The following is a 20,922-nucleotide window of genomic DNA, read 5'->3' as shown; positions in this document are numbered from 1 at the left end:
TGTTTAAAATATTTTTATGTCTGGTTTTATTTTATCTCATGCTTTTGTAAATATGCCATTGCGTAGGCTGCCTGACCAAGTGACAATCCTCCGTCATTTGGTGGAATGAGGTGATGGTGCAGGGTGATGAGACCTTGCTTAACCAGACCTTCTTCTACCAGCCGTAGTAGTAAGCGGTTCTGGAAAACTCCGCCGCTTAGGGCAACTTTCCGGATTCCGGTCTGATGACTTGCTGTAAGGGCTGCGGATATGATCTGTCTTGCAAGTACCTGGTGGAACTCGTATGCAAGTTGTCCGGTATCTTCCCCGGCAAGACGTTTTTTTGCGAGGTTTTTGGCTAATTCGCCGGTATTTAGAATCAGGCGGTCTTCTGCCGTTTCTGTAAATGGCTTAAGCATGATGGGTTCGTATGGATGCTGCATTGTTTTTTCGTAAGCTTCTGCTGCAAACTCTAATGCCGTAGATGCTTCTCCCTCGAAAGTGGATTTTTTCCGGATTCCGAGGATAGCACTGACTCCATCAAAGAGACGGCCGGCACTGGTAGATCGAACAGCATTCAGGTGTCGTCCGGTCATTGTCACCAGTACTTTTGCCTCCGGTTCGGTGCAAAGCTCCAGTTTCTTCATCCATTCGACCGTTTTTTCTTTATCCTGCAATTCTTCATAGAGAAGAGAACCGGCAATTCGCCAGCCTTCTTTTGCAGAAAGATCTCCACCTACCTGCCAGAATGGCTTAATGCTGCCAAGTCTTTCAAATCCATTGTAATCACAACGAAGAATTTCTCCACCCCAGATGGTCCCATCCGTTCCATAGCCGGTTCCGTCAAAGGAAACGCCGATCACCGGATCTTCGCAGTCATTTTCTGCCATACAGGACAGAATATGTGCAAAATGGTGCTGTATCTTCAGAACCGGAAGTCCAAGTTCTTCCGCAACAACTGTCGCATTGTATTTCGGATGCAGATCGCATGCCACAACCTTTGGTTCTACCTCCAGAAGTGTTTCCATTCTGCCGATCGTTTCTTTTAAAGCTTCCACGGTGCGCAGATCTTCCAGATCTCCCACATAAGGGGATGGGTAAAATCTGCCGTCCACACCGATACAGAATGTATTTTTCAGTTCTCCTCCAGTGGCAAGTACCTGCCCTTTCCACGACATCTGAACCATGGTCGGAAGTGGCGCATAGCCTCTGGATCTGCGGATCATATATGGCTCATTTTTATAAAAATCCATCACCGAATCATCGGCACGGATCCGGATTTTCCGGTTGTGGGAAAGCATACAGTCGCACAGACGGGAAAGTTCCTGAATCGCTTCTTTGTCCTCCCTGCAGATCGGTGCACCGGATGTATTTCCACTGGTCATAACCAAAAAAGACGGCATCCGGATTCCATCATCATAGGTAAAGAGCAGAAGCTGTACCGGTGCATACGGCAACATTACTCCAACCTTTGGATTACCAGGTGCAATACTTTCGCAAAGTGTTTCTTCACCATCTTCTTTTTTGTCCAAAAGCAGGATTGGTTTTTGATGTCCGGTCAGAATTTTTTCCTGTTCTTCACTGACCAGGCATTCTCTTTTCACAGATTCCAGATCTTTTGCCATAACTGCAAATGGTTTCGCCGGACGTTTTTTCAGTTCTCTGAGGCGCTTCACCGCCTCTTCATTAGTCGCATCGCAGCACAGGTGGAAACCTCCAATCCCCTTAATCGCCACAATTCCGCCTTCTGCAATGGTTCGTCTGGTGTAAATGATTGCGTCTCTTCCGCGTTCTTCTCTGCCGATCAGGTAGACCTCCGGACCACACTCGTTACAACAGACTGGCTGTGCATCGTATCTCCGGGTTGCCGGATCATAATATTCTTTTGCGCAATCCGGACACATCGGAAATTCTTTCATGCTGGTGCGCTCCCGGTCATACGGAAGGGCATCCAGGATCGTAAGTCTTGGTCCACAGCAGGTACAGTTGATAAATGGATGCAGATATCTACGGTTCTTCGGATCAAACATTTCTTCCTTGCATTCATCACAAATTGCAATATCCGGTGAGACAAAAATCTCACCTTTCGTCTTTTCACTTTCAATGATCGCAAACTCCGTAAAGTCTTCTGCTTCTTCTACCGGCTCAATATTCATTTTCAAAATTGCTGCCCGCTTCGGCGGCTTATTCTCAATATCCGAGATAAATCCATCCACTGCCTCTTCCGGTCCCTGCGCAAAGATTTCCACATACGGACCTTTATTGGACACGCTGCCCCGGATCTGATGTGTAGCCGCATGCCTGCTTACAGTCGGACGAAATCCTACGCCTTGCACGATCCCATAGACGCGGATCTGTTTTGTCACTTCATTTTTCATCTATTCACACAGTCTCCCTGACACTGCAAAATGTCTTGTATTTACGAAGATTCCCTGAAAATCCGGAACCATTTTTTCCATACATGCATCTGCGAAAATGATATCAAATCCACCATTTTTCACAAGATCGATATAATCATCTTCCTCACGCAACGACACATCCTGCGGACAGGCAAGCTCTTTTTTCCTCATAAACCAGGTTGCTGTCTGCACCTCTGCCGAATTCTCTCTTTTAAGAATTTCCTGCCGGATTGCTTCCGCCATCACCTGCTGGTGTACCACAAGGATCTTCTTTCCCTGATAGTCCAGATTCGGAACCAACTCACCTGCTGCCGGATAACCGATCTCATACGGCGTACCAAAGGTCTTTTCCAAATATTTGGCTACTTCCAGTGCTGCCGCAGATACAACAATATTTTTGCCAACTTCCGATGCCCTTTCTACTGCCTCAAGCCCATCGCCCATTCCATAACAAATGGCTTCTTTTCCTTCTTTTTTCAGTTCCTCTCTTACTTTATCTGCTGCTTTCAGATCGCTTACATCTTGTGGCGTCATTCCAAGGATACCGACTTTTTCTTTGCATACCTCATATTTTTCCTTTGCAAATGCAGTAAATAATGCAAGATACGCTTTTTCTTCCCCTTTATCGTAAAGCTCCATTCCGTCGGTATCAATGGCAAGAATCGGAAGGTCGGTCTTTTTTTCACACATTCTTTTCAGTGCCTGGTAATCCGTTCCGATCACAGCCGGAACCGGAGTGCCGACAATCGCTGCAAAATTCGCATCAATCTTATCAGCTGCATCGACCAGCTTTGCGACCAGACGGTCGTCTCTTCCAAGGATTGCATCCATATCACGAAGTCCTGCGCTGAATACTGCACTTTTCCGTTCAAACCATCTCGGCTCATCAAAACCGCAGACATTTCCTGTGCATCCTCCCGCGTCGCAGATGACGATGATTCCGCCAAGTTCATATAACACAGACACTGCGCCCGACTGATCCGGTGCAAATGGTGTCAGATATTTTCTAAGTCCTCTCATACTACACCTCCAAAAGGGTTTCAAACAACCGTGTCACACCTGCATAACCATAAGGCTGTCTGTCCTGATTCCAGATCACATTCGGCTGATCCGGATGATAGTATCCCGCATCCTTTCCAATGGTCATATTCACGCCGCTCTTTTCCGGATCGTAGTACAGCATGGTCGGTTCCATATTGGAAAATACCTTCGTCTCCGGGCTGAGCTGGGATAACTGGTTCAGGTAAATAAAGTTCTCTGCTGTCAGTGTTCCATAGATTTCCGGCACCTTAAATCCATATTTGATCATCGCAAGTGCCATTTCAAATGGATCTCCGTTCATGCATTCCCCGATCGCAAAGCTTGCATCCGGCCGTTTCTCTTTGAATTTCGCCACGGTTTCTTCCGCTTTTTCACGATAAACTTCATCAGAAAATGTCACCCCAAGCACTTTCCCAAATGCCTGATATTGGCTGGCGATCTTGTCTGTCTGGTAGAGTCTCCTGAGTTCAATAAACGGAATCTGCAGACGGTTATGAAAATCCTCTGCTGCAAATCTGGCTTCCGGGTGAAGTACCAGATTAAAATTTGCCTCAGACATGGTCTGATATTCCTCATAGTCCTTGCATCTGGAGATTTCATGGATGGTCTTAACCCCTGCGCTGTGCAAAAGATCATACAGCTCACACTCATCGATCAGCGGCGAGAAAAATCCAAGCAGGTTCACCACATTTCCTTTTTTCTTCTTTGGCTCCAGAAGGGAATATAAAGACTGACGTACATGCACCATCGGCGGCTTTCTTCCTTCTCTTGTCAGCGCGTACATGTAGCATGGCCGAACCGGAAGTCCGGCTCTTTCTTCCGCTTTTCTGCACACACGCTCCATGTCCGTCCCAAGAAGAGCATCTACACAGGTAATACAGATCATCACAACAGACGGTCTCTTTTCACAGCAATTGCAGATTTCTTCTACTGCCTTCGGAATCTTTTTCAAATGACGTCCCGTTACAATATCGGTCTCGTCCATCATCAGATAGAAAAAACGGTTATCATATTCCCTCATGGAACTGATAAGCGAAGTATTTCGTCCACAGCAGCCCGGTGCCACGATCAGCATGATCGAATCCGGCACAGCAAGTCCCGCTCTTTTTACTCCGAATCCTTCTGCTCCCGGTGAGTTAAATGCAAGCGTTGCCGGTGAGCTGTAGATCAGGTGTGTATTCGACCGGAGCTGTACCGGAATCGCATCTCTTCCCAGTTTATTTAATTCTTTTACGGTACAATAATATGCTTCTTTTGCCATACCTTCTATTCCTCACTCTTCAGTAATAACTCTGCCAGATCAAAAAATCTCTTACTGATCGCGGAATCTTTGTCCCCTTCGATCACCGTCATTCCCTGATCCTCATAGCGGATGATCTCATCACTTCTCGGGATTTCCCCGACGATCGGGATCCCGCTTTTTTCGGAAAATGCCTGTACTTTTTCCGTCTCATTTTCCACATTCCTGTGGTTCAGTACAATACCGAAAACTCTGGCATAGCTTCTGTCCTCAAAATTCCTCACCGCACTTGAAATATTATTTGCTGCATAAAGTGCCATCTTTTCTCCGGAAGTTACGATCAGAACCTTTTCGGCGTACCCTTCCCGGATCGGTGCTGCAAATCCACCGCATACCACATCACCAAGAACGTCATAAAGTACAACATCCGGCTTATATGTTTCAAATAACTGCAAATCTTCTAACAGCTGGAATGTGGCAATAATCCCGCGCCCCGCGCATCCAAGTCCCGGTGTCGGTCCACCTGTTTCAATGCAGAGCACACCACCATAGCCTTCTTTTGCAATATCTGAAAGCTCCTCCGGTTCTTCATCCTCTTCTCTCATATAATTCATCACCGGTCTGAGCGGCTCGCCGCCAAGCAGATTGATCGTAGAATCTGCCTTCGGATCACATCCAATCTGGATTACTTTCTTTCCCATCGCCGCAAATGCTGCCGCCAGGTTGGACGTAATCGTAGACTTTCCAATACCGCCCTTTCCATAAATTGCAACCTTTAACATAATCCTTTTTCCTTTCTATAACCAAGCAGGCAATTTATCGTATACACAAAAAACCCGCCTCCCAAAACGGTAGACGAGTCCCACTATACATCTTCGTATATCACCAACTGTTTCCCGCTCGGATCTACCTTGCCGTCAAAGTCTCTTGTATAAAATTATCTCCATTCAGCATTCAGATAGGAATCTTCCACTCCGTCTGCATCATTATTTTTAATTATATCTCCACGCCTATAGGTCAGTCAATTCTAACTATGTTTTATCATGGTATTTTTCTATATTTTTTCAGGACTTTTCTATGAATAACTGGTCAAATTCCCCATAAAATCTTGTAACAAACTTTATTGCAGCGTATACTACACCTATAAAACAAAATTTTGAGGAGCCCATATGATAAAAAAATTTTCACTACACTGTATAGAAAAAGTTTTATTCTTCATCGGCATTTTTCTGCTTACCAGCGAAATCCTGAAACAATTACTCCTGACCTTCGTCATGAATAATGGGCACTACAACCTGTGGTACTTTCCATTCCAGCTCTGCAGCCTCCCGATGTATCTGCTGGTTCTCTACCCATTTTTTCACACAGAACCTGCCAGAAATACCATCCTCGGCTTCCTTTCCACCTATAATCTTCTCGGTGGAATTGCCGTTTTTTTCGATACCAGTGGAATGCATTATCCGCTTCTGATCCTGACAGTTCACTCCTATCTCTGGCATATTTTACTAATTGTCACAGGAATCCTGTCCGGTATACTTCTGGTACAGAAATCTGTACCAATGACTCCTCTTTCCTGTTCAAAAAATATTAAAAGACAGCCGACTGACGCTTCTTCACGCCGTCTGCTGCCTTCTTTTCCCCGTATCACTTTGCTTTATATTCTGTTTGTCCTCATTGCCGAATATCTGAACCACATTCTGGATCCCTTTGGTGAAATTAATCTTTTCTACATTAATCTAGATTACCGGATGGAACAGATTTTCTTTGTGAAAATTGGTGAACTCTACGGAAATAATTCTGCAATTCTGGTCTATATCCTTGCGACTATATCAGGGGCTGGGATTTTGTATGGAGCCTGGAATCTCATGATCCGTTTTTATTCTTCTCATTGACATTGCTTTTGGAAAATTTCTGCTTCCTTGCTCACATACTCTGCTCCCACCTTCAAACTAAAACGCCCGGATCTTATCCTCTTCATCATCCGTCGTATCTTCAATCTTCCGTATCACAAGCTCATACGAATAATCATCGCTAACCTTCACCTTCACAGTCTCTCCTGCTTTATGCCCGAAGATTGCCTTTCCGATCGGAGATTCGGTACTGATATAATTATGAATTGAATTCCCACGAATCGAAGTAACCAGCTTATAGGTTTCTTCCTCGTCATCCTCCGGAAAATATACGGTCACACGGTTATTGATTCCGGCAACACCTTCTTCGGAAGTATCGGATACAATCTCCGCATTTTTCAGCATTCTTTCCAGATACCGAATCCGGCTTTCATTCTGGTTCTTATATTTTTTTGCTGCATGGTATTCAAAGTTCTCACTTAAGTCTCCCTGCGCACGCGCTTCCTTGACCGCTTCAATGGCTTCCTTACGGATCACATGCTTGCGATGCTGGATTTCCTCTTCAATTTTCTTTACATCACTTTCTGTAAGCTGCTCACGCATTTTTCCATCCTTCTTTCTGTAAAATAATTTCCATCAAAATATGCATCCACTGATGCACCTAACACAAAGCACCTCAATTGTAGCCAATCGAAGTGCTTCGTAAAATTTTCCAATATCCCTAAAAGAAGATTCTCCGGATATCATTATACATCACAAATACCATCAGGCAAAGAAAAAGTGCCATTCCTGCCAGATGTACATACCCTTCTTTTTCCGGAGGCACCCGCTTTCCGCGGATCACTTCCACGATCAGAAATACCAGACGACCTCCATCCAGTGCCGGAAGCGGAAGTAAATTCATCACTCCAAGGTTCGCTGAAAGCAGGATCGTCATCTGCAGAAGATTCAGGAAAATCAACAATGCTCCACCAGATTTGCTTTCCTTATACGTGGTATCCACCGCGCTCACAATGCCCACCGGTCCAGATAACTGATCCACTCCGATCCGTCCTGTCACAAGCTGTTTCAAACTGTCAATCGTCAGATTGATCCAGTATTTAACATTATACGCACTGTATGCGGCAGTCTCAAATACATTGGTCTTAACATAATTGCTGCTCGTAATTCCAATCAGATAATATCCACTGTCATTCTTCTCCGGGGTAACAGAAACCGTATTTTTTTCGCCATTTCTTTTGTATACAATCTTCATCGTCTGTCCCTGATGAAACTGATTGTAAGTAGAAATATCCTTGAAAATGTGGATGCTCTTATCATTGATCTTTACAATCTCATCCCCTGCCTGAAGCCCTGCCTCAGCTGCAGGCGTTCCTGCATTTACCGTTCCTATGACCGGTTTGTCTACACCGACAAAGCAGATAATAATGAATGCACCAATAAAGGCAAGAATAAAGTTAAATACCGGACCTGCGGCAATGACCGAGATCCTGCGCCACGGCGATTTGCTGTTGAAGCTTCCCTCTGACAGATCCTCTTTCTCATCTTCCCCCATCACACACGCACCGCCGATCGGCAGTATTTTCAGACAGTAGTCTGTATTTCCGATCTTTTTGTGTGCCAGTGTCGGCCCCATTCCGATCCAGAATTCATACACATTGATTCCATTAATCCTCGCCAGAAGAAAATGTCCCAGTTCATGGAAAAATACGATGAATCCAAAAAGTAAAATCGCCAGTACGATTCCCATTTGCTACCTCCTGCTTCTGATTCTGTCATACGTTTCCTGCTCTGTGTCCAGAATCTGTTCCACAGTCGGATTCGCAATTGTCTTATGTGCTTTCATGCAGTCTTCGATAATCTCTGTAATTTCCAGATATTTAATCTCCCGGTTCAGAAACTGGCTGACTGCAAGTTCATTTGCTGCGTTAAATACCGTTGGAAGTGTTCCACCGCATCGCCCTGCCTCGTAAGCAAGTGCAAGCCCGTAGAAGGTATCCATATCCGGCTTTTCAAAATCAAGGTGTCCGATACTCCAGAAATCCACACGTTCTCCCGGAAGAAATCTTCTTTCCGGATAATAAAGTGCATACTGGATCGGCAGCTTCATATCCGGAGTACCAAGCTGTGCGATCACGGCTCCGTCCACATACTCTACCATAGAATGGATCACACTCTGCGGCTGTACAACCACCTGCACATCATCAATATCCACATTAAAAAGCCATCTGGCTTCCATCACTTCCAGTCCTTTATTGACCATGGTCGAAGAATCGATCGTAATCTTACGTCCCATCGCCCAGTTCGGATGCTTTAAAGCATCTTCCACACGGATATTCAGAAGATCCTCCTGCTTCTTTCCACGGAACGGGCCACCGGATGCCGTAAGCAGGATCTTCTTCAATTCATTCTTTCCATGGCTTCCCTGCAGAGACTGGAAAATGGCACTGTGTTCACTGTCCACCGGAAGGATCTTCACACCACATTCCTTTGCAAGCGGCATAATGATATGCCCTGCCGTAACCAGTGTCTCTTTATTTGCAAGGGCAATATCCTTTCCGGCTTTGATCGCTGCAATTGTCGGACGGATACCGATCATACCCACGATCGCCGTTACAAGGATCTCACTTTCCTCCATCGTGGCAATCCCCAGAAGTCCATCCATTCCGGAAACAACCTTTACATCCAGATCCTGGATCCGGCTTTTCAGTTCCTTTGCCTTCTCTTCTGTCCACATTGCCACAAGTTTTGGCTGGAATTCCCGGATCTGTTTTTCCAGAAGATCCACATTTGTCCCTGCCGCAAGCCCTGTCACTTCGATATCTTTGTTCTCACGGATCACCTCAAGTGTCTGGGTTCCGATCGAACCTGTTGAACCTAATATTGCTATTTTTTTCATTTGAAACCTCCTGTCAGATTACATCAGTGCAACTGCCAGATAATAAATCACCGGAGCCGTGAAGATCACACTGTCGAAACGGTCCAGGATTCCACCGTGTCCCGGAATCAGTTTTCCGTAATCCTTGATCTCATGATTTCTCTTGATCGCAGATGCTGCAAGATCCCCGATCATGGAAATGATTCCACCAACAAAACAGATCAGCGCATATTCGCCGACTCCTGCCGAAGCACCACCCCATTTATTGATTGCAAGAGCGTAAAGCGCGCCGAGAAGTGCTGCGCCTGCAAGTCCACCGATTCCGCCCTCTATGGATTTCTTCGGGCTGAGCTTCGGTGCCATCTTATGCTTTCCGATCAGTACACCCACACAGTACGCACAGGTATCACATCCCCAGGAACATAAAAATACAAGTCCCACGAGGAAAAGTCCGTCTTTCAACAGACGTGTCTGATAAATATAGGATAACATAATCGCCACATAAAATACGCCAAAGTACGCAGTCATTACCTGTTCAGACACATATTTCGGAAAGGCAAATACATAAACTGCCATTACAAGGATCAGCAAAATGATTGCAAACATCATCAGATCTTCTTTTTTCTGTGCACGGATCAGAAAATAATATGCAACTACACCTATATAACCTACGATTCCGAGTGGTGCTTTCTCAATCTTTACAACCTTGTAAAGCTCGGAAACTCCGATCAGACTGATGATCAGAAGTGTTGCAAACAATACATCCCCACCAAGGAAGATCGTTGCAAATGCAATGATAACCAGTACAATTCCGCTGAGTAATCTTGTCTTAAACATTTTCTTCGTCCTCCTTGATTCCGCCGTATCTTCTGTCTCTGCTATTATATTGCTCAATTGCTTTTTCTAATTCTTCTTTTGAAAAATCCGGCCACGGAACATCTGTAAAATAAAATTCTGCATAAGCAAGCTGCCATAACAAATAATTGGAAAGTCTGAGTTCTCCGCTGGTACGGATCAGAAGATCCGGATCCGGAATCCCATGTGTATCCAGATATCCTTCAAACAGTTCTTCTGTAATCTCTTCCGGTGCAAATCTGCCATCTGCACAGTCTTTTGTCATTTTTCGCATGGCACGGATCATCTCATCTCTGCTTCCATAATTGATCGCAATCTGGAAATTCAGTCCGTCATTATTTTTTGATGCCTCTTCCAGTTCCTTAATTCTGGTACGGATATCTTCATCCAGACCTGTCTTATCTCCGATCACACGGACACGCATCCGGTTCTTTTCCGCCGTCTTCAGACAGGTTTTCATATAGTTACGAAGAAGCTTCATCAGTGCATCCACTTCACTCTTCGGTCGACTCCAGTTCTCTGTGGAAAACGCATAGACCGTCAGATATTTGACACCCATCTTATAAGCAGCCTCACAGATCTTTTCCACATTCTTGCTGCCCTGCGCATGCCCGTAGTTTCTCGGCATTCCCTTTGCTTTCGCCCATCGTCCGTTACCGTCAAGGATAATGGCTATATGCTGCGGTACATTCATCTTTTAACCCTCTCTTGATTGATACTAAATTTACTGATATAAAAAAGGAAAAGAGGCGCCAAACATCTCGCCGCCCCTTATCTTTCCTTCTTATACTGTCATAACTTCTTTTGACTTTGCATCGACTGCTGCATCAACTTCCTTGATGTATTTGTCAGTCAGCTTCTGGATCTGATCTTCAAGATCCTGAATTTCATCCTCTGAAACGTCTGTGCCTTTCAGCTTCTTGAATGCATCATTTCCATCACGGCGGATGTTACGGACTGCAACCTTGGATGCTTCTCCTTTTTTCTTAACATCTTTCACCAGTTCTTTTCTTCGTTCCTCTGTCAGTTCCGGGAATACCAGACGGATAACAGTACCATCGTTTGTTGGATTGATTCCGATATCAGACATCAGGATTGCTTTCTCAATATCTTTGATGATCTTCTTTTCCCATGGCTGAATCTGGATCATACGTGCTTCCGGAACAGAAATGTTCGCTACCTGCTGGATTGGTGTCGGTGTTCCATAATATTCTACCGTTAATTTGTTCAGAATATTCGGGTTTGCACGTCCTGCACGGATAGAAGCAAGCTCTGTATCCAGTGCATGGATGGTTTTCTGCATCTTTTCATCGTATATTTTTAATTTTTCGTTCATATGTTATCCTCCCTTAATGGGTGCTGCTTATACAGTCACCTTTGTTCCGTTGAAATTACCGCTCATTGTCTCTACGATACTGTTCTCTTCGTTCAGTCCGAATACCAGCATCGGCATCTTATTCTCAAGGCACATGATCGATGCGGTCAGATCTACTGCCATAAGCTTCTTATCGATGATTTCCTGAATAGAAATCTCATCATACTTCTTCGCTTCCGGATTCACCTTCGGATCGCTGTCATAGATTCCGTCAATTGCTTTTGCAAGAAGCATTGCATCTGCTTCAATCTCAATTGCACGGAGAACAGCTCCTGTATCTGTTGAAAAATACGGATGTCCTGTGCCACCTGCGAAAAAGATTACTTTTCCTTCGTTCAGTGTTTCCACTGCTGCATCTTTTGAAAACAGGGAAGTGAATGCTCCACAGACAAATGGAGTGAAAACCTCTGTCTTCATGCCTACATGTCTGAAAATATCGGATACATAGATGCAGTTCATCACCGTTGCAAGCATTCCAATCTGGTCAGCTTTGGTACGGTCGATTGTCTCACTGGTTCTTCCTCTCCAGAAATTACCGCCTCCGGTTACGATTGCAACCTGGATTCCCTGATCTACGATCTGCTTTACCTGCTTTGCAACGCCAATGCATGTTGCCTCATCAAAACCTGTCTTTTTGTCTCCTGCAAGTGCTTCTCCGCTTAATTTTAAAAGAACTCTTTTCATCTGTCTTTGCTCCTGTCTCTTGGTTTTTAAGATACTTTCGCATACCTGGGTTTAGTATAGCATACCTAGGTTTAAAATGGAAGTTCTAAGTTTATTACATTGAGGGTGGGCAGCGCAAAAATTTTATGGATTGAGGGATTGACGCAGAATGTACAAATGATTTTATTTCACTTCCGTTGTGCAAACCATTCCGAGAAGCCTCTGAAAGCGAAAATCATTTTCAGCAATGGCTTCAATGATTTTTGAGTCTTCTCTCCATTGCACAACAATTGGAATTGAAACAAGATCATTTGTACATTCTGCTGGTTTTCCCCGATTTATATGTTTTGGCATTTGTTCAATGTAATGAACGGAAAGCGGTAGCTTTGGCACACTGAGCGGTTTTGCTTTGACACCACAATGTTGTATGCTTTCCGCAATTTCAACAATTGAAGAGCTATGCTTCTTTATTTCCTGGCAGTTGAGCGAGGATGATGGCGCTGAACATCAGAATGCATCCTGCTATTTCTCGGATACTTAGTTTCTGACCTAATATCACCCAGCCTCCGAGGACAGAGAATACGGACTCCAGACTGAGGATCAGGGATGCCACGGTTGGATCGGCATCTTTTTGTGCCACGATCTGGAGGGTATAGGCTACACCACTTGAGAGAACTCCGGCATAAAGTACCGGTACTGCTGCTGCGAAAATATCTGACAGCCGTGGTGTTTCAAATAAAAACATTGGAATTGCCGACAAAACTCCGGTTATAAAGAACTGGGTGCAGGCGATCCGCACACCGTCTGCTTTTGGTGAAAAATAATCGATCACCAGAATGTGGATGGTAAATACAACCGCACATAGCAGTACCAGAATGTCTCCTTTTGCAAGTACCAGCTTATCGGTAATACACAGCAAATACAAGCCTGCGACAGAAATTGCCACGCTTATCCAGATTCTCACTCCGGCTTTCTTTTTCAGAAAAATTCCAAAGATCGGCACAAGCACGATATAAAGTGCTGTAATAAATCCGGCTTTTCCTACCGTTGTGTACTGTATTCCGATCTGCTGCAGGTTACTTGCCACACAAAGTGCCAGTCCACAACAGATTCCACCCAGGATGACATTCTTTTTTTCTTCTTTCCTATCTGCTTTTTTCTGTCTTTCTGCTCCGTCATTTTTCGCACGCCATTTGTCCAGAAAACAGATACATGGAATCAGAAAAATCCCACCGATCAAAGAGCGTACACAGGTAAATGTAAAGGGCCCGATATAATCCATCCCCACGCTCTGTGCTACAAAAGCTGTTCCCCAGATAAATGCGGTCAAAAAGAGCATCAGTGTATTCTTTCCTGTCATTTTCTTCATCGAGCCGTCTCCTATTTGCCAAGTTCGTGAAGATATAATTTTGCTTCTGTTTCAATGAAGATCGTTCCGGCTCCGTTTACACTGAAGAATTCGATCAGAAGAACGTGACGAATTCTTCCGTCCAGAATATGTACACGGTTGACACCATTTTTTGATGCCTGAAGACCATAGCCGATGATCTCGTCAAATTCTTTCGGGAAATTACGTTCTTTGCGCAGTTTTTCTACTTCCGGGACGGTAATCTTATAATAAATATCTTTTCTCTCTTCGTCTTTGTAGATTCCAGGATATTTTGACAGATAAACCAGCTTGTCCGCCTGCATCTTCTCTGCAATCTCAAGTGCAGTCTCTCTTGGATCAATATATTCGCTTTCGTTGTCGATATCATTTGGCACGATGACCGGAATATAATCATTGTCCAGCATCAGACCAATCGTCTCTGTATCCACGCCGCAGATACCGATTGCCTTAACTCCACAGAGTTCAAGAAGCTTGGCAATCCGCTTATTTTCACGGAATTTGTCCAGTCCCATACGGGTATCATGTACCACGATCGGACGCATACCAACGCTCTTTAAAAGAACGATATCCTGCATCAGTCTCTGCTCTTCCACTCCGCTGAGCCACTCGGCACATCCGTACTCGATAACTACTGTCTTCTGATTAAAGTCTCTGATATATGGTAACGCATCTATCAGGATTGAAGCTTTATGCTCCACAAGTTCTAATTCTTTATCCATGATTACACCTCATTTTTTGTCTTATCTAGAACAGTATAGCATAGAATGCTCTCTATTTGAAGAACCCATTTTTCACAAAAAACAGGAAGTGGCAAATGTTCTGTAAAATCACCCTTTTTCGCTGCTACCACCATTTTTTTCACATCCATTATACCCGGAAGAACCGGTTCCTTGCATCAGCAAAGTACCGGTTCCTCTGTTTCCTCTGTCTCATTTATTTGATTCGTGATATAGGCTTCCATTCCGCTCTCCGGAATTCCAAGTGCTATGGAAAGCTCCGAATACAGGTTGCCTTCTGCCATCCTCAGATAGCGCTCGTCAGTCGCCGTGATCTTCTTTCCCTGCTTCAGGCGGGACATCTTCCGCTGATAAAGGGTCTTAATGATCCGCACCCATTCTGCACATTTGCAGCTTTTCATGCATTCCTTGTACTTTTCCTCTCTCTGCTTCTCGCTTCCAATCCAGAGTCCTTCGATCTGTGGAATCTCACGGATCAATTCTTCTGCTTCTTCTTTGGAAATGACTCTTCGCATGACAATTTTTTCATTGTCTACCGGTGTAAATACTTTTCCACGCTTTTCACGTACCGGTCTCAGAATATAATACAGTTTGTCCTTCGGCACTCCATCCATTTTCAGCGTCGTAATTTCAGTCACTTCACAAATTCCTGTCCGGCCATAAACAATCAAATCTCCTACTTCGTACATTTTCTTCCTTCTTTCTTAAACTTGCCGAATCTCTACTTCTTTATTTTATCAGAAAATTAGTTTAAATTCTAATGTTTTTCAGATTTTTGTGAATCTTAGTCAAAGCTAACGCCTGTGGTTTTATGCAATTTTACTAGAAAATAGGGGGATTTTGTCGCAAGATGCGTCCCAAAAAGAATCCTGCCCCATTCCATTACACAATCATCGGAATGGGACAGGATTCTTTTTGGGACTTAGACACTCGACTAAAATTTACTCTTTTTCCACAGTACGAGAAATTGACAAAACCGGGGGAGGGGCGCTTGACCGTTGTTCCAGGTGGAAGGTGTTTCTTGAAGATACGCTTTATTCATATGGGCACTCTTTCAATAAACATTCAACCGCCATCCGGTATTCCCGGATGGTCTGGCTTTTGCGGATTTGCGTCAGATATTCTTCGCTGTTTTTAAAGTTTTTGCCAAGATACCACCAGAGTTCTTTCATTTTGACTACTGCGTTTTTTTCTTCTGGAGATTTTTCGATATAGGCATCAAGAAGATGATCGCAGAATGTAGCAATCTTCTTGGTGTCAAATGTAGATTTCCCTTTTATAACTGCCGGAAGAAATGGGTTCATCAGAATTCCTCTTCCGAGCATGATGCATTCTGCTTCGGGAAATTTCTCCTGGAAAATTTTGTAGTCTTCCGCACAAAAAATGTCTCCATTATAGACCAGAGGATTTTTGCTGTTCCGGCAGGCGTAGGCAAAAGTGGTCCAGTCGGGGTTGTTTTTGTAGTAATCCTGCTGGACTCTTGGATGAAGGATCAGTTCTTCCAGAGGATATTGGTTATAGATATCCAGAAGCTCTTCGAACTCTTCCTGATCATATTTACCGCTTCTTGTTTTGATAGAGATTTTCATATCGAGTTGATCGAAAACTTCGGCAAGGAAATGATTCAGTTCATCGGGATAAAACAAAAAACCGGATCCCCTTTTCCGGTTGACGACTGTTTTGGATGGGCAGCCAAGGTTCAGATTGACTTCTTCATATCCGAATTCTTTCAACTGCCGGGCCAGGCGGATGAAATCCTCGGCGCGGTTGGTCAGGATCTGCGGAACGGTATACATGCCCTCATTATTCTCCGGAAGGATCTCATTCCATTCCTGTCTGCTGAATTTGCCTTTCGGGTTTGGATTTAAAAATGGTGTAAAATATTTATCCATTGGTTCAAAAAAGGTGTGATATGCCTTGCGGTATACCTCACCTGTAATGCCCTCCATTGGCGCCAGATAGATTTTCATGACCTTTCTACCTCCGTCACATAAAGTGTTTCTTTGTCTACCCGGAAATGAATTTCCATTCCCGCGTAAGACATGCCGTAAATCCGGACTGGATCCTTTTGATAAGAAGGTCTCGGATCCTGCTCCAGGATCTGAATCAGTGCTGCTCTTTTTTCAGCCGGAATCTGTTCCAAATACATTTCCGGGAAATTCACATCCAATTTATAATCTTTCTTTTCTTCCGCGAAACCGCCTTTTGCCTCCGGGTGGCTATCCACGTATGGAAGGTAGGGCTTGATATCGTAGATTGGCGTCATATCCAGAAGATCCGCACCTTCCACGATCAGCACCGGGCCTTCTTTTTCCCGGAATTCCACCCCAATAAGCTTTACGGAAGAAAGTCCGATCGGATTCGGGCGAAATGGAGAACGGGTGGCAAAAACTCCCACCCGTCTGTTACCACCAAGCCGCGGTGGACGTACCGTCGGGCTCCAGGTATCCCGGATAGATTCCGAAAATTCCCAGATCAGCCACAGATAATCATACGCCTCGATTTCCCGCAGTGCATCCGCATTCTGATATTCCGGCAGAAAATGGATTTCTGCCCGGGTATCCGCAAGATTACTCTGTCGCGGAATCCCGAATTTCTCCACAAAATCAGATCTTATATACGCGATCTGCTTTATTTGCATTGTTCTTTTTCTCCATCAACAAACATCATCACAAAAGCAACTGCCAGAATTGCAGAAGCGATCAGAAGTGCCTTTTCAGCAAACATTTCCACACAGGCATTTCCGATAACTGCACCGATCACAAAGAAGAAGATGATTCCATAGTACAAAAGTCCTTTCTTGATATACTCTTTATCCTTCGTGTTCGCATAACTGCACATATGCTGGGTCGCACTTCGTAAGTTTCCGATGCACATGGTGGTTGCAATTCCGTTTCCATGGATTTTGCGGAAGCTTTCCACCTGAATCCCACACGCAAGGGACGTGAGTGCATTCGCCACCAGATTAAAATCCTGTGGGATAAAGCTGACACTCAGCAGGATCACTGCCTCACAGAATACCGAAATCTGTCTCCAGTGCAGAAGTGTCAGATCTTTCGTCCGTATTTTCACCAGATCCGCAAGGGCGATTCCAATGGCAAATGCCAGCACCGGAACCAGATAGTGGAGTGCCATATGCCAGTTTCTCTCTGAAATATTGATTCCAAGAAGCAGAATATTTCCAGTTTGTGCATTGGCAAATACTTTTCCTCTGCACATATAGGAATAGGCATCCATAAATCCACCGGCAATCGCAAGGATCACACCAAGTTTAATTGATTCTGACATCTGTTTTGAAAATTTCAAGTTACTCATCCTCCCTATCGTATGCTTTGATGTATACAAAATTCTCATTGTTTCGTTCTGTATGATAATCCAAATTCAGTGCCGCGTCAAGAAAATCCTTACCACCGGACTCCACTGCCTTCACCGTCATGCCAAGTGCCGCTTCCACGTCCTGCACCGTCAGATCATCCAGAAAGACCTCTTCTCCGCTTCGCAGCATATTGATTGGAATCTGCAGAGTATCTCCCAGATCCTCTCCTGCTTCTTTTCTCTCTTTTAACTGTGCCACCAGATCCTGTCCGGTAATCAGACCGGATACGGTGATCGTCTCACCAAAGAAATCATTACGGATGCAGGCAACCGTGATCTTTACTTTTGGAAATGCTTCCATGATCCTGTCTGCAAATTCCTGAATTGTCGGATACGCAAGCTTTGCAGTCGCAATGGTAAATGTCCGTGCGATCCCTTCTTTTAACTTTGGATATTCTTCACTTTCCTGAAGCTCTTCAAAGGCATGGTAAAATTCATCCCGTAGAAGCCGCATCATGCCAACACCATTTTCCAGCTGGATATATCCGTCATAACGTCCTTCCTCTGGGAAATCCCGCTCTGCAAGGATATACCACTCGTCACTTGCATGGATAAAATGAAGTCCAAACTCGTCATACGCCTTCTTCTGATAGCTCTCGATCAGATCAATGACCTCTTCCGCTTCTTCTTTATCAAAAAGCTCCAGTGGATAAAGTCCCTCCCTGTATTTGGAAAGTCCTGCCGGAACCACTGACACACTCCGCATAAACGGCAGATACTTCATCAGATCTTCGATAGAACGCTTCAGCTCATCCTTATCATTAACTCCCTTGCACAGTACGATCTGCCCATTCATCTCCACATGTCCGGCATACAGATCATCCAGGAATTTCAGCTTTTCTCCGGCGAAACGATTGTGGAGCATCTTGCAGCGCAGCTCCGGGTTCGTTGTCTGCACAGAAATATTGATCGGCGCAAGCTGCATCTCGATAATACGGTCCACATCTTTCTGCTTCATATTCGTCAGGGTAATATAATTGCCCTGCAGGAAAGACAGACGGGAATCATCATCTTTAAAATACAAGGTCTCACGCATTCCCGGCGGCATCTGGTCGATAAAACAGAAAATACACTTGTTGCTGCAAGAACGGTAGTCGCTCATCAGACCATTTTCAAATTCTACGCCAAGGTCATCATCATACTCTTTCTCGATCTCCAGAAGCCATTCTTCCCCGTCCGGCTTGCGGATCAGCACTTCTACATACTCATCCTTGATCATGTAACGATAATCAAAAACGTCCTCTATTTTCTGGTTGTTTATTCGTAGAAGGACATCTCCCGGCTCGATCTCCATCGCCTCGGCAATTGAATCCGGGTAAACCTCACGGATCAGATGTCCCTGATATTCATTTTTCTTACTCAAACTTTATTCCTCCCAAAATCTGGAATCGGAAACAAGACCTTTTCCAGGCTAGCTTCCTCTTTCATGTAATCCTCATATTTTTATCATAAACGACTTTTTCTGCAATGATTACATACTTTTTCATCATACCATAAAACTGAAAATTTCGGTAGGGATAAAATTCAGAAGCCTGAAACAGAAGCCTGAAACAAAAATTCACCCATAAATTCAAACGATACCTTTCATTCTCCAACACAAAACACCGGGGAACGAAACCTTTTACGGTTCCATTCCCCGGTGTCCGGTTTGTATATATGGTTATCTATATACAATTTCCATATGCTTCAAAATAAAATATTCTATTTCTGATACCGCATGTTACAAGAAAGGCTTGCGGTCTTTTATTAGAAACGGCTAAATCAAGTTCCTCCTGTTCTTACGCGTATAAGTATTGTCGACTTCTATATAGTAGCATATCTGCGGTGTACTTTCCTAGTGGTAAAAAGGGAGATTCTTTTGCTACTGAAAATACCAGTTTGACAGCTTGCGAAATCCACCGAAATGTATCGAAAAATGTTTTCTTTCTCCGAATTCCTTTTAATTTTTCAAAATAAATTTTCTTCTTTGTAATATCTGTTTAAAATCAGAAACAGGATTTTAGTGATTTTTCACAGAAAATCCGTTCGTTTCTACACTGCATCCCCACGCTCTGTCACCAGCTCATATCCAACACTTGCTACTCGTCTCCCCATACATCCGCGACATTCTGCTGCCTCTTCACCGGTACAGATCTTGTTGTCATAAAGCTCATACTGCTTCCGGTTCTTCACTGGAGAAAGGTTCGGCATCACGACATTGGCTCCTGCCTGCAGCCCTTTCTCTCTTCCAAGCGGATCCATCGTACCAAGTGCTGTCGTTGCCGGAAGAAGTACCTTCGGCAGCAGGATCCGGATCACAGCGAGCAAAAACAGTGTCATCTCCACACTTCCTGCCGGTTCTTTTGCAAACTGCGTATCATGATGTGGGATAAACGGTCCGATTCCCACCATCTCCGGCTGCAATTCTTTCAAGAATACCAGGTCTTCTGCCAGATCTTCTGTCGTCTGATAAGGTGAACCAACCATCATGCCAGCCCCCACCTGATAACCAAGCTTCTTCAAATCATACAGACAATTCTTACGAACGGTAAGGCTCATCTTCTCCGGATGTAGCTTCCGATAATGCTCCTCATTCGCTGTCTCATGACGAAGCAGGTAACGATCCGCTCCGGCTTCCCGGAATCTTTTATAACTCTCATAAGACTTCTCTCCGATAGACAAAGTCAGTGCACATTCCGGATATGCCTCCTTGATTTTTTTAATAATCGCCACCATCCGGTCATCCGTATAATAAGCATCTTCTCCGCCCTGTAGCACAAACGTCCGGAATCCAAGCTCATACCCATTCTCACAGCATGCCATGATCTCATCCTCTGTCAGACGGTAGCGCTTTGCATTCGTATTACTCTTGCGGATTCCGCAGTAATAGCAGTCATTCTTACAATAATTGGTATATTCGATCAGCCCTCTAGTAAATACCTTTTTCCCGTAATAAATCTCCCGGATACGGACTGCTTCCTCTTTCAGTCTCCGGACTGCCTCCGGATCTTCTGCGCATTTTATCAATTCGACAAATTCTGATTTTGTAAAATCCGGATTCTCGATAAATCTTTCGTAAACTGGTTTCATTTTCTATATTCTCCCTGCCTGGTTTTCTGTATCTTTTCTGAATTTATGGGCATTTGTCCATGAAATTATAA

21 protein-coding genes are annotated in these 20,922 nt (G+C 44.3%); 1 reads left to right on the top strand and 20 read right to left on the bottom strand.

The genetic code is table 11. From position 1 onward, the window contains the following. Positions 1–26: 26 nt before the first annotated feature. From hypF to AB5213_RS03310, 4 genes are read right to left on the bottom strand one after another with little or no spacing between them, the layout of a single operon-like run. Positions 27–2,357, bottom strand: coding sequence for a carbamoyltransferase HypF (gene hypF, locus AB5213_RS03325; protein ID WP_195479025.1), 2,331 nt, complete (start codon positions 2,355–2,357; stop codon positions 27–29). Further along, the gene (locus AB5213_RS03320) at positions 2,358–3,398 is read right to left on the bottom strand and encodes a nitrogenase component 1 (protein WP_055156577.1); all 1,041 of its coding nucleotides are present in this window, start codon (positions 3,396–3,398) and stop codon (positions 2,358–2,360) included. It lies immediately after the preceding gene. Position 3,399: 1 nt separating this feature from the next. Continuing rightward, on the bottom strand, positions 3,400–4,680 hold the full coding sequence (locus AB5213_RS03315) for a nitrogenase component 1 (protein ID WP_368276324.1): 1,281 nt from the start codon (positions 4,678–4,680) through the stop codon (positions 3,400–3,402). 5 nt (positions 4,681–4,685) lie between these two features. After that, entirely contained in the window at positions 4,686–5,441 is a 756-nt protein-coding gene (locus AB5213_RS03310) for a P-loop NTPase (protein WP_022220578.1), read from the bottom strand. Between the two features lie 387 nt (positions 5,442–5,828). Between AB5213_RS03310 and AB5213_RS03305 the strand changes: the two genes are divergently transcribed. Beyond that, positions 5,829–6,551, top strand: coding sequence for a hypothetical protein (locus AB5213_RS03305; protein WP_346997245.1), 723 nt, complete (start codon positions 5,829–5,831; stop codon positions 6,549–6,551). A 57-nt stretch (positions 6,552–6,608) separates the two neighbouring features. Here AB5213_RS03305 and greA read toward each other — a convergent pair whose 3' ends face one another. The 16 genes from greA to hydE all read right to left on the bottom strand — a co-directional run bounded on the left by greA (position 6,609) and on the right by hydE (position 20,851). Beyond that, a complete protein-coding gene (gene greA, locus AB5213_RS03300) occupies positions 6,609–7,112 on the bottom strand; it encodes a transcription elongation factor GreA (protein WP_008372359.1) in 504 nt (167 codons plus the stop codon). A 118-nt stretch (positions 7,113–7,230) separates the two neighbouring features. Continuing rightward, on the bottom strand, positions 7,231–8,259 hold the full coding sequence (rseP, locus tag AB5213_RS03295) for an RIP metalloprotease RseP (RefSeq protein ID WP_008372360.1): 1,029 nt from the start codon (positions 8,257–8,259) through the stop codon (positions 7,231–7,233). Between the two features lie 3 nt (positions 8,260–8,262). Then, positions 8,263–9,408 (bottom strand): 1-deoxy-D-xylulose-5-phosphate reductoisomerase, encoded by a 1,146-nt coding sequence (gene dxr, locus AB5213_RS03290; RefSeq protein ID WP_368276323.1) that lies wholly within the window; start codon positions 9,406–9,408, stop codon positions 8,263–8,265. Positions 9,409–9,426: 18 nt separating this feature from the next. Beyond that, positions 9,427–10,224 (bottom strand): phosphatidate cytidylyltransferase, encoded by a 798-nt coding sequence (locus AB5213_RS03285; RefSeq protein WP_008372362.1) that lies wholly within the window; start codon positions 10,222–10,224, stop codon positions 9,427–9,429. Beyond that, a complete protein-coding gene (locus AB5213_RS03280) occupies positions 10,217–10,936 on the bottom strand; it encodes an isoprenyl transferase (protein ID WP_055158498.1) in 720 nt (239 codons plus the stop codon). Before AB5213_RS03280 ends, AB5213_RS03285 begins: the two co-directional genes overlap by 8 nt. 90 nt (positions 10,937–11,026) lie before the next feature. Continuing rightward, a complete protein-coding gene (gene frr / locus AB5213_RS03275) occupies positions 11,027–11,578 on the bottom strand; it encodes a ribosome recycling factor (protein ID WP_008372365.1) in 552 nt (183 codons plus the stop codon). A 27-nt stretch (positions 11,579–11,605) separates the two neighbouring features. Next, on the bottom strand, positions 11,606–12,301 hold the full coding sequence (pyrH, locus tag AB5213_RS03270; RefSeq protein ID WP_215633669.1) for a UMP kinase: 696 nt from the start codon (positions 12,299–12,301) through the stop codon (positions 11,606–11,608). Positions 12,302–12,463: 162 nt separating this feature from the next. Beyond that, a complete protein-coding gene (locus AB5213_RS03265; protein WP_368276322.1) occupies positions 12,464–12,673 on the bottom strand; it encodes a hypothetical protein in 210 nt (69 codons plus the stop codon). Positions 12,674–12,737: 64 nt separating this feature from the next. Then, positions 12,738–13,649: a DMT family transporter gene (locus AB5213_RS03260; RefSeq protein WP_215633670.1), complete on the bottom strand. Its 912-nt coding sequence runs from the start codon at positions 13,647–13,649 to the stop codon at positions 12,738–12,740. A gap of 11 nt (positions 13,650–13,660) precedes the next feature. Further along, on the bottom strand, positions 13,661–14,389 hold the full coding sequence (locus tag AB5213_RS03255; RefSeq protein WP_195250031.1) for an acetylglutamate kinase: 729 nt from the start codon (positions 14,387–14,389) through the stop codon (positions 13,661–13,663). Positions 14,390–14,565: 176 nt separating this feature from the next. Next, the gene (locus tag AB5213_RS03250) at positions 14,566–15,096 is read right to left on the bottom strand and encodes a CarD family transcriptional regulator (RefSeq protein ID WP_055248256.1); all 531 of its coding nucleotides are present in this window, start codon (positions 15,094–15,096) and stop codon (positions 14,566–14,568) included. A 345-nt stretch (positions 15,097–15,441) separates the two neighbouring features. Beyond that, entirely contained in the window at positions 15,442–16,377 is a 936-nt protein-coding gene (locus tag AB5213_RS03245; protein ID WP_368276321.1) for a tRNA dihydrouridine synthase, read from the bottom strand. Continuing rightward, complete coding sequence (gene tsaA, locus AB5213_RS03240) at positions 16,374–17,048, bottom strand: tRNA (N6-threonylcarbamoyladenosine(37)-N6)-methyltransferase TrmO (RefSeq protein ID WP_175306051.1); 675 nt, start codon at positions 17,046–17,048, stop codon at positions 16,374–16,376. The genes AB5213_RS03245 and tsaA overlap by 4 nt, the downstream gene beginning before the upstream one ends. Further along, positions 17,039–17,713, bottom strand: a complete 675-nt coding sequence (locus AB5213_RS03235) for a YoaK family protein (protein ID WP_022220568.1) — start codon at positions 17,711–17,713, stop codon at positions 17,039–17,041. Before AB5213_RS03235 ends, tsaA begins: the two co-directional genes overlap by 10 nt. Before the next feature lies 1 nt (position 17,714). Next, a complete protein-coding gene (locus AB5213_RS03230) occupies positions 17,715–19,145 on the bottom strand; it encodes a DUF512 domain-containing protein (RefSeq protein ID WP_368276320.1) in 1,431 nt (476 codons plus the stop codon). A gap of 668 nt (positions 19,146–19,813) precedes the next feature. Continuing rightward, positions 19,814–20,851: a [FeFe] hydrogenase H-cluster radical SAM maturase HydE gene (gene hydE / locus AB5213_RS03225; protein ID WP_055248247.1), complete on the bottom strand. Its 1,038-nt coding sequence runs from the start codon at positions 20,849–20,851 to the stop codon at positions 19,814–19,816. Between the last annotated feature and the right edge of the window lie 71 nt (positions 20,852–20,922).

The sequence above is a fragment of the Coprococcus sp. RTP21204st1_G4_RTP21204_210225 genome, from assembly GCF_040915385.1.
In the GTDB taxonomy this organism is placed as follows: Bacteria; Bacillota; Clostridia; order Lachnospirales; family Lachnospiraceae; genus Allocoprococcus; species Allocoprococcus comes.
This window is presented reverse-complemented; position numbering and strand designations above follow the sequence as displayed.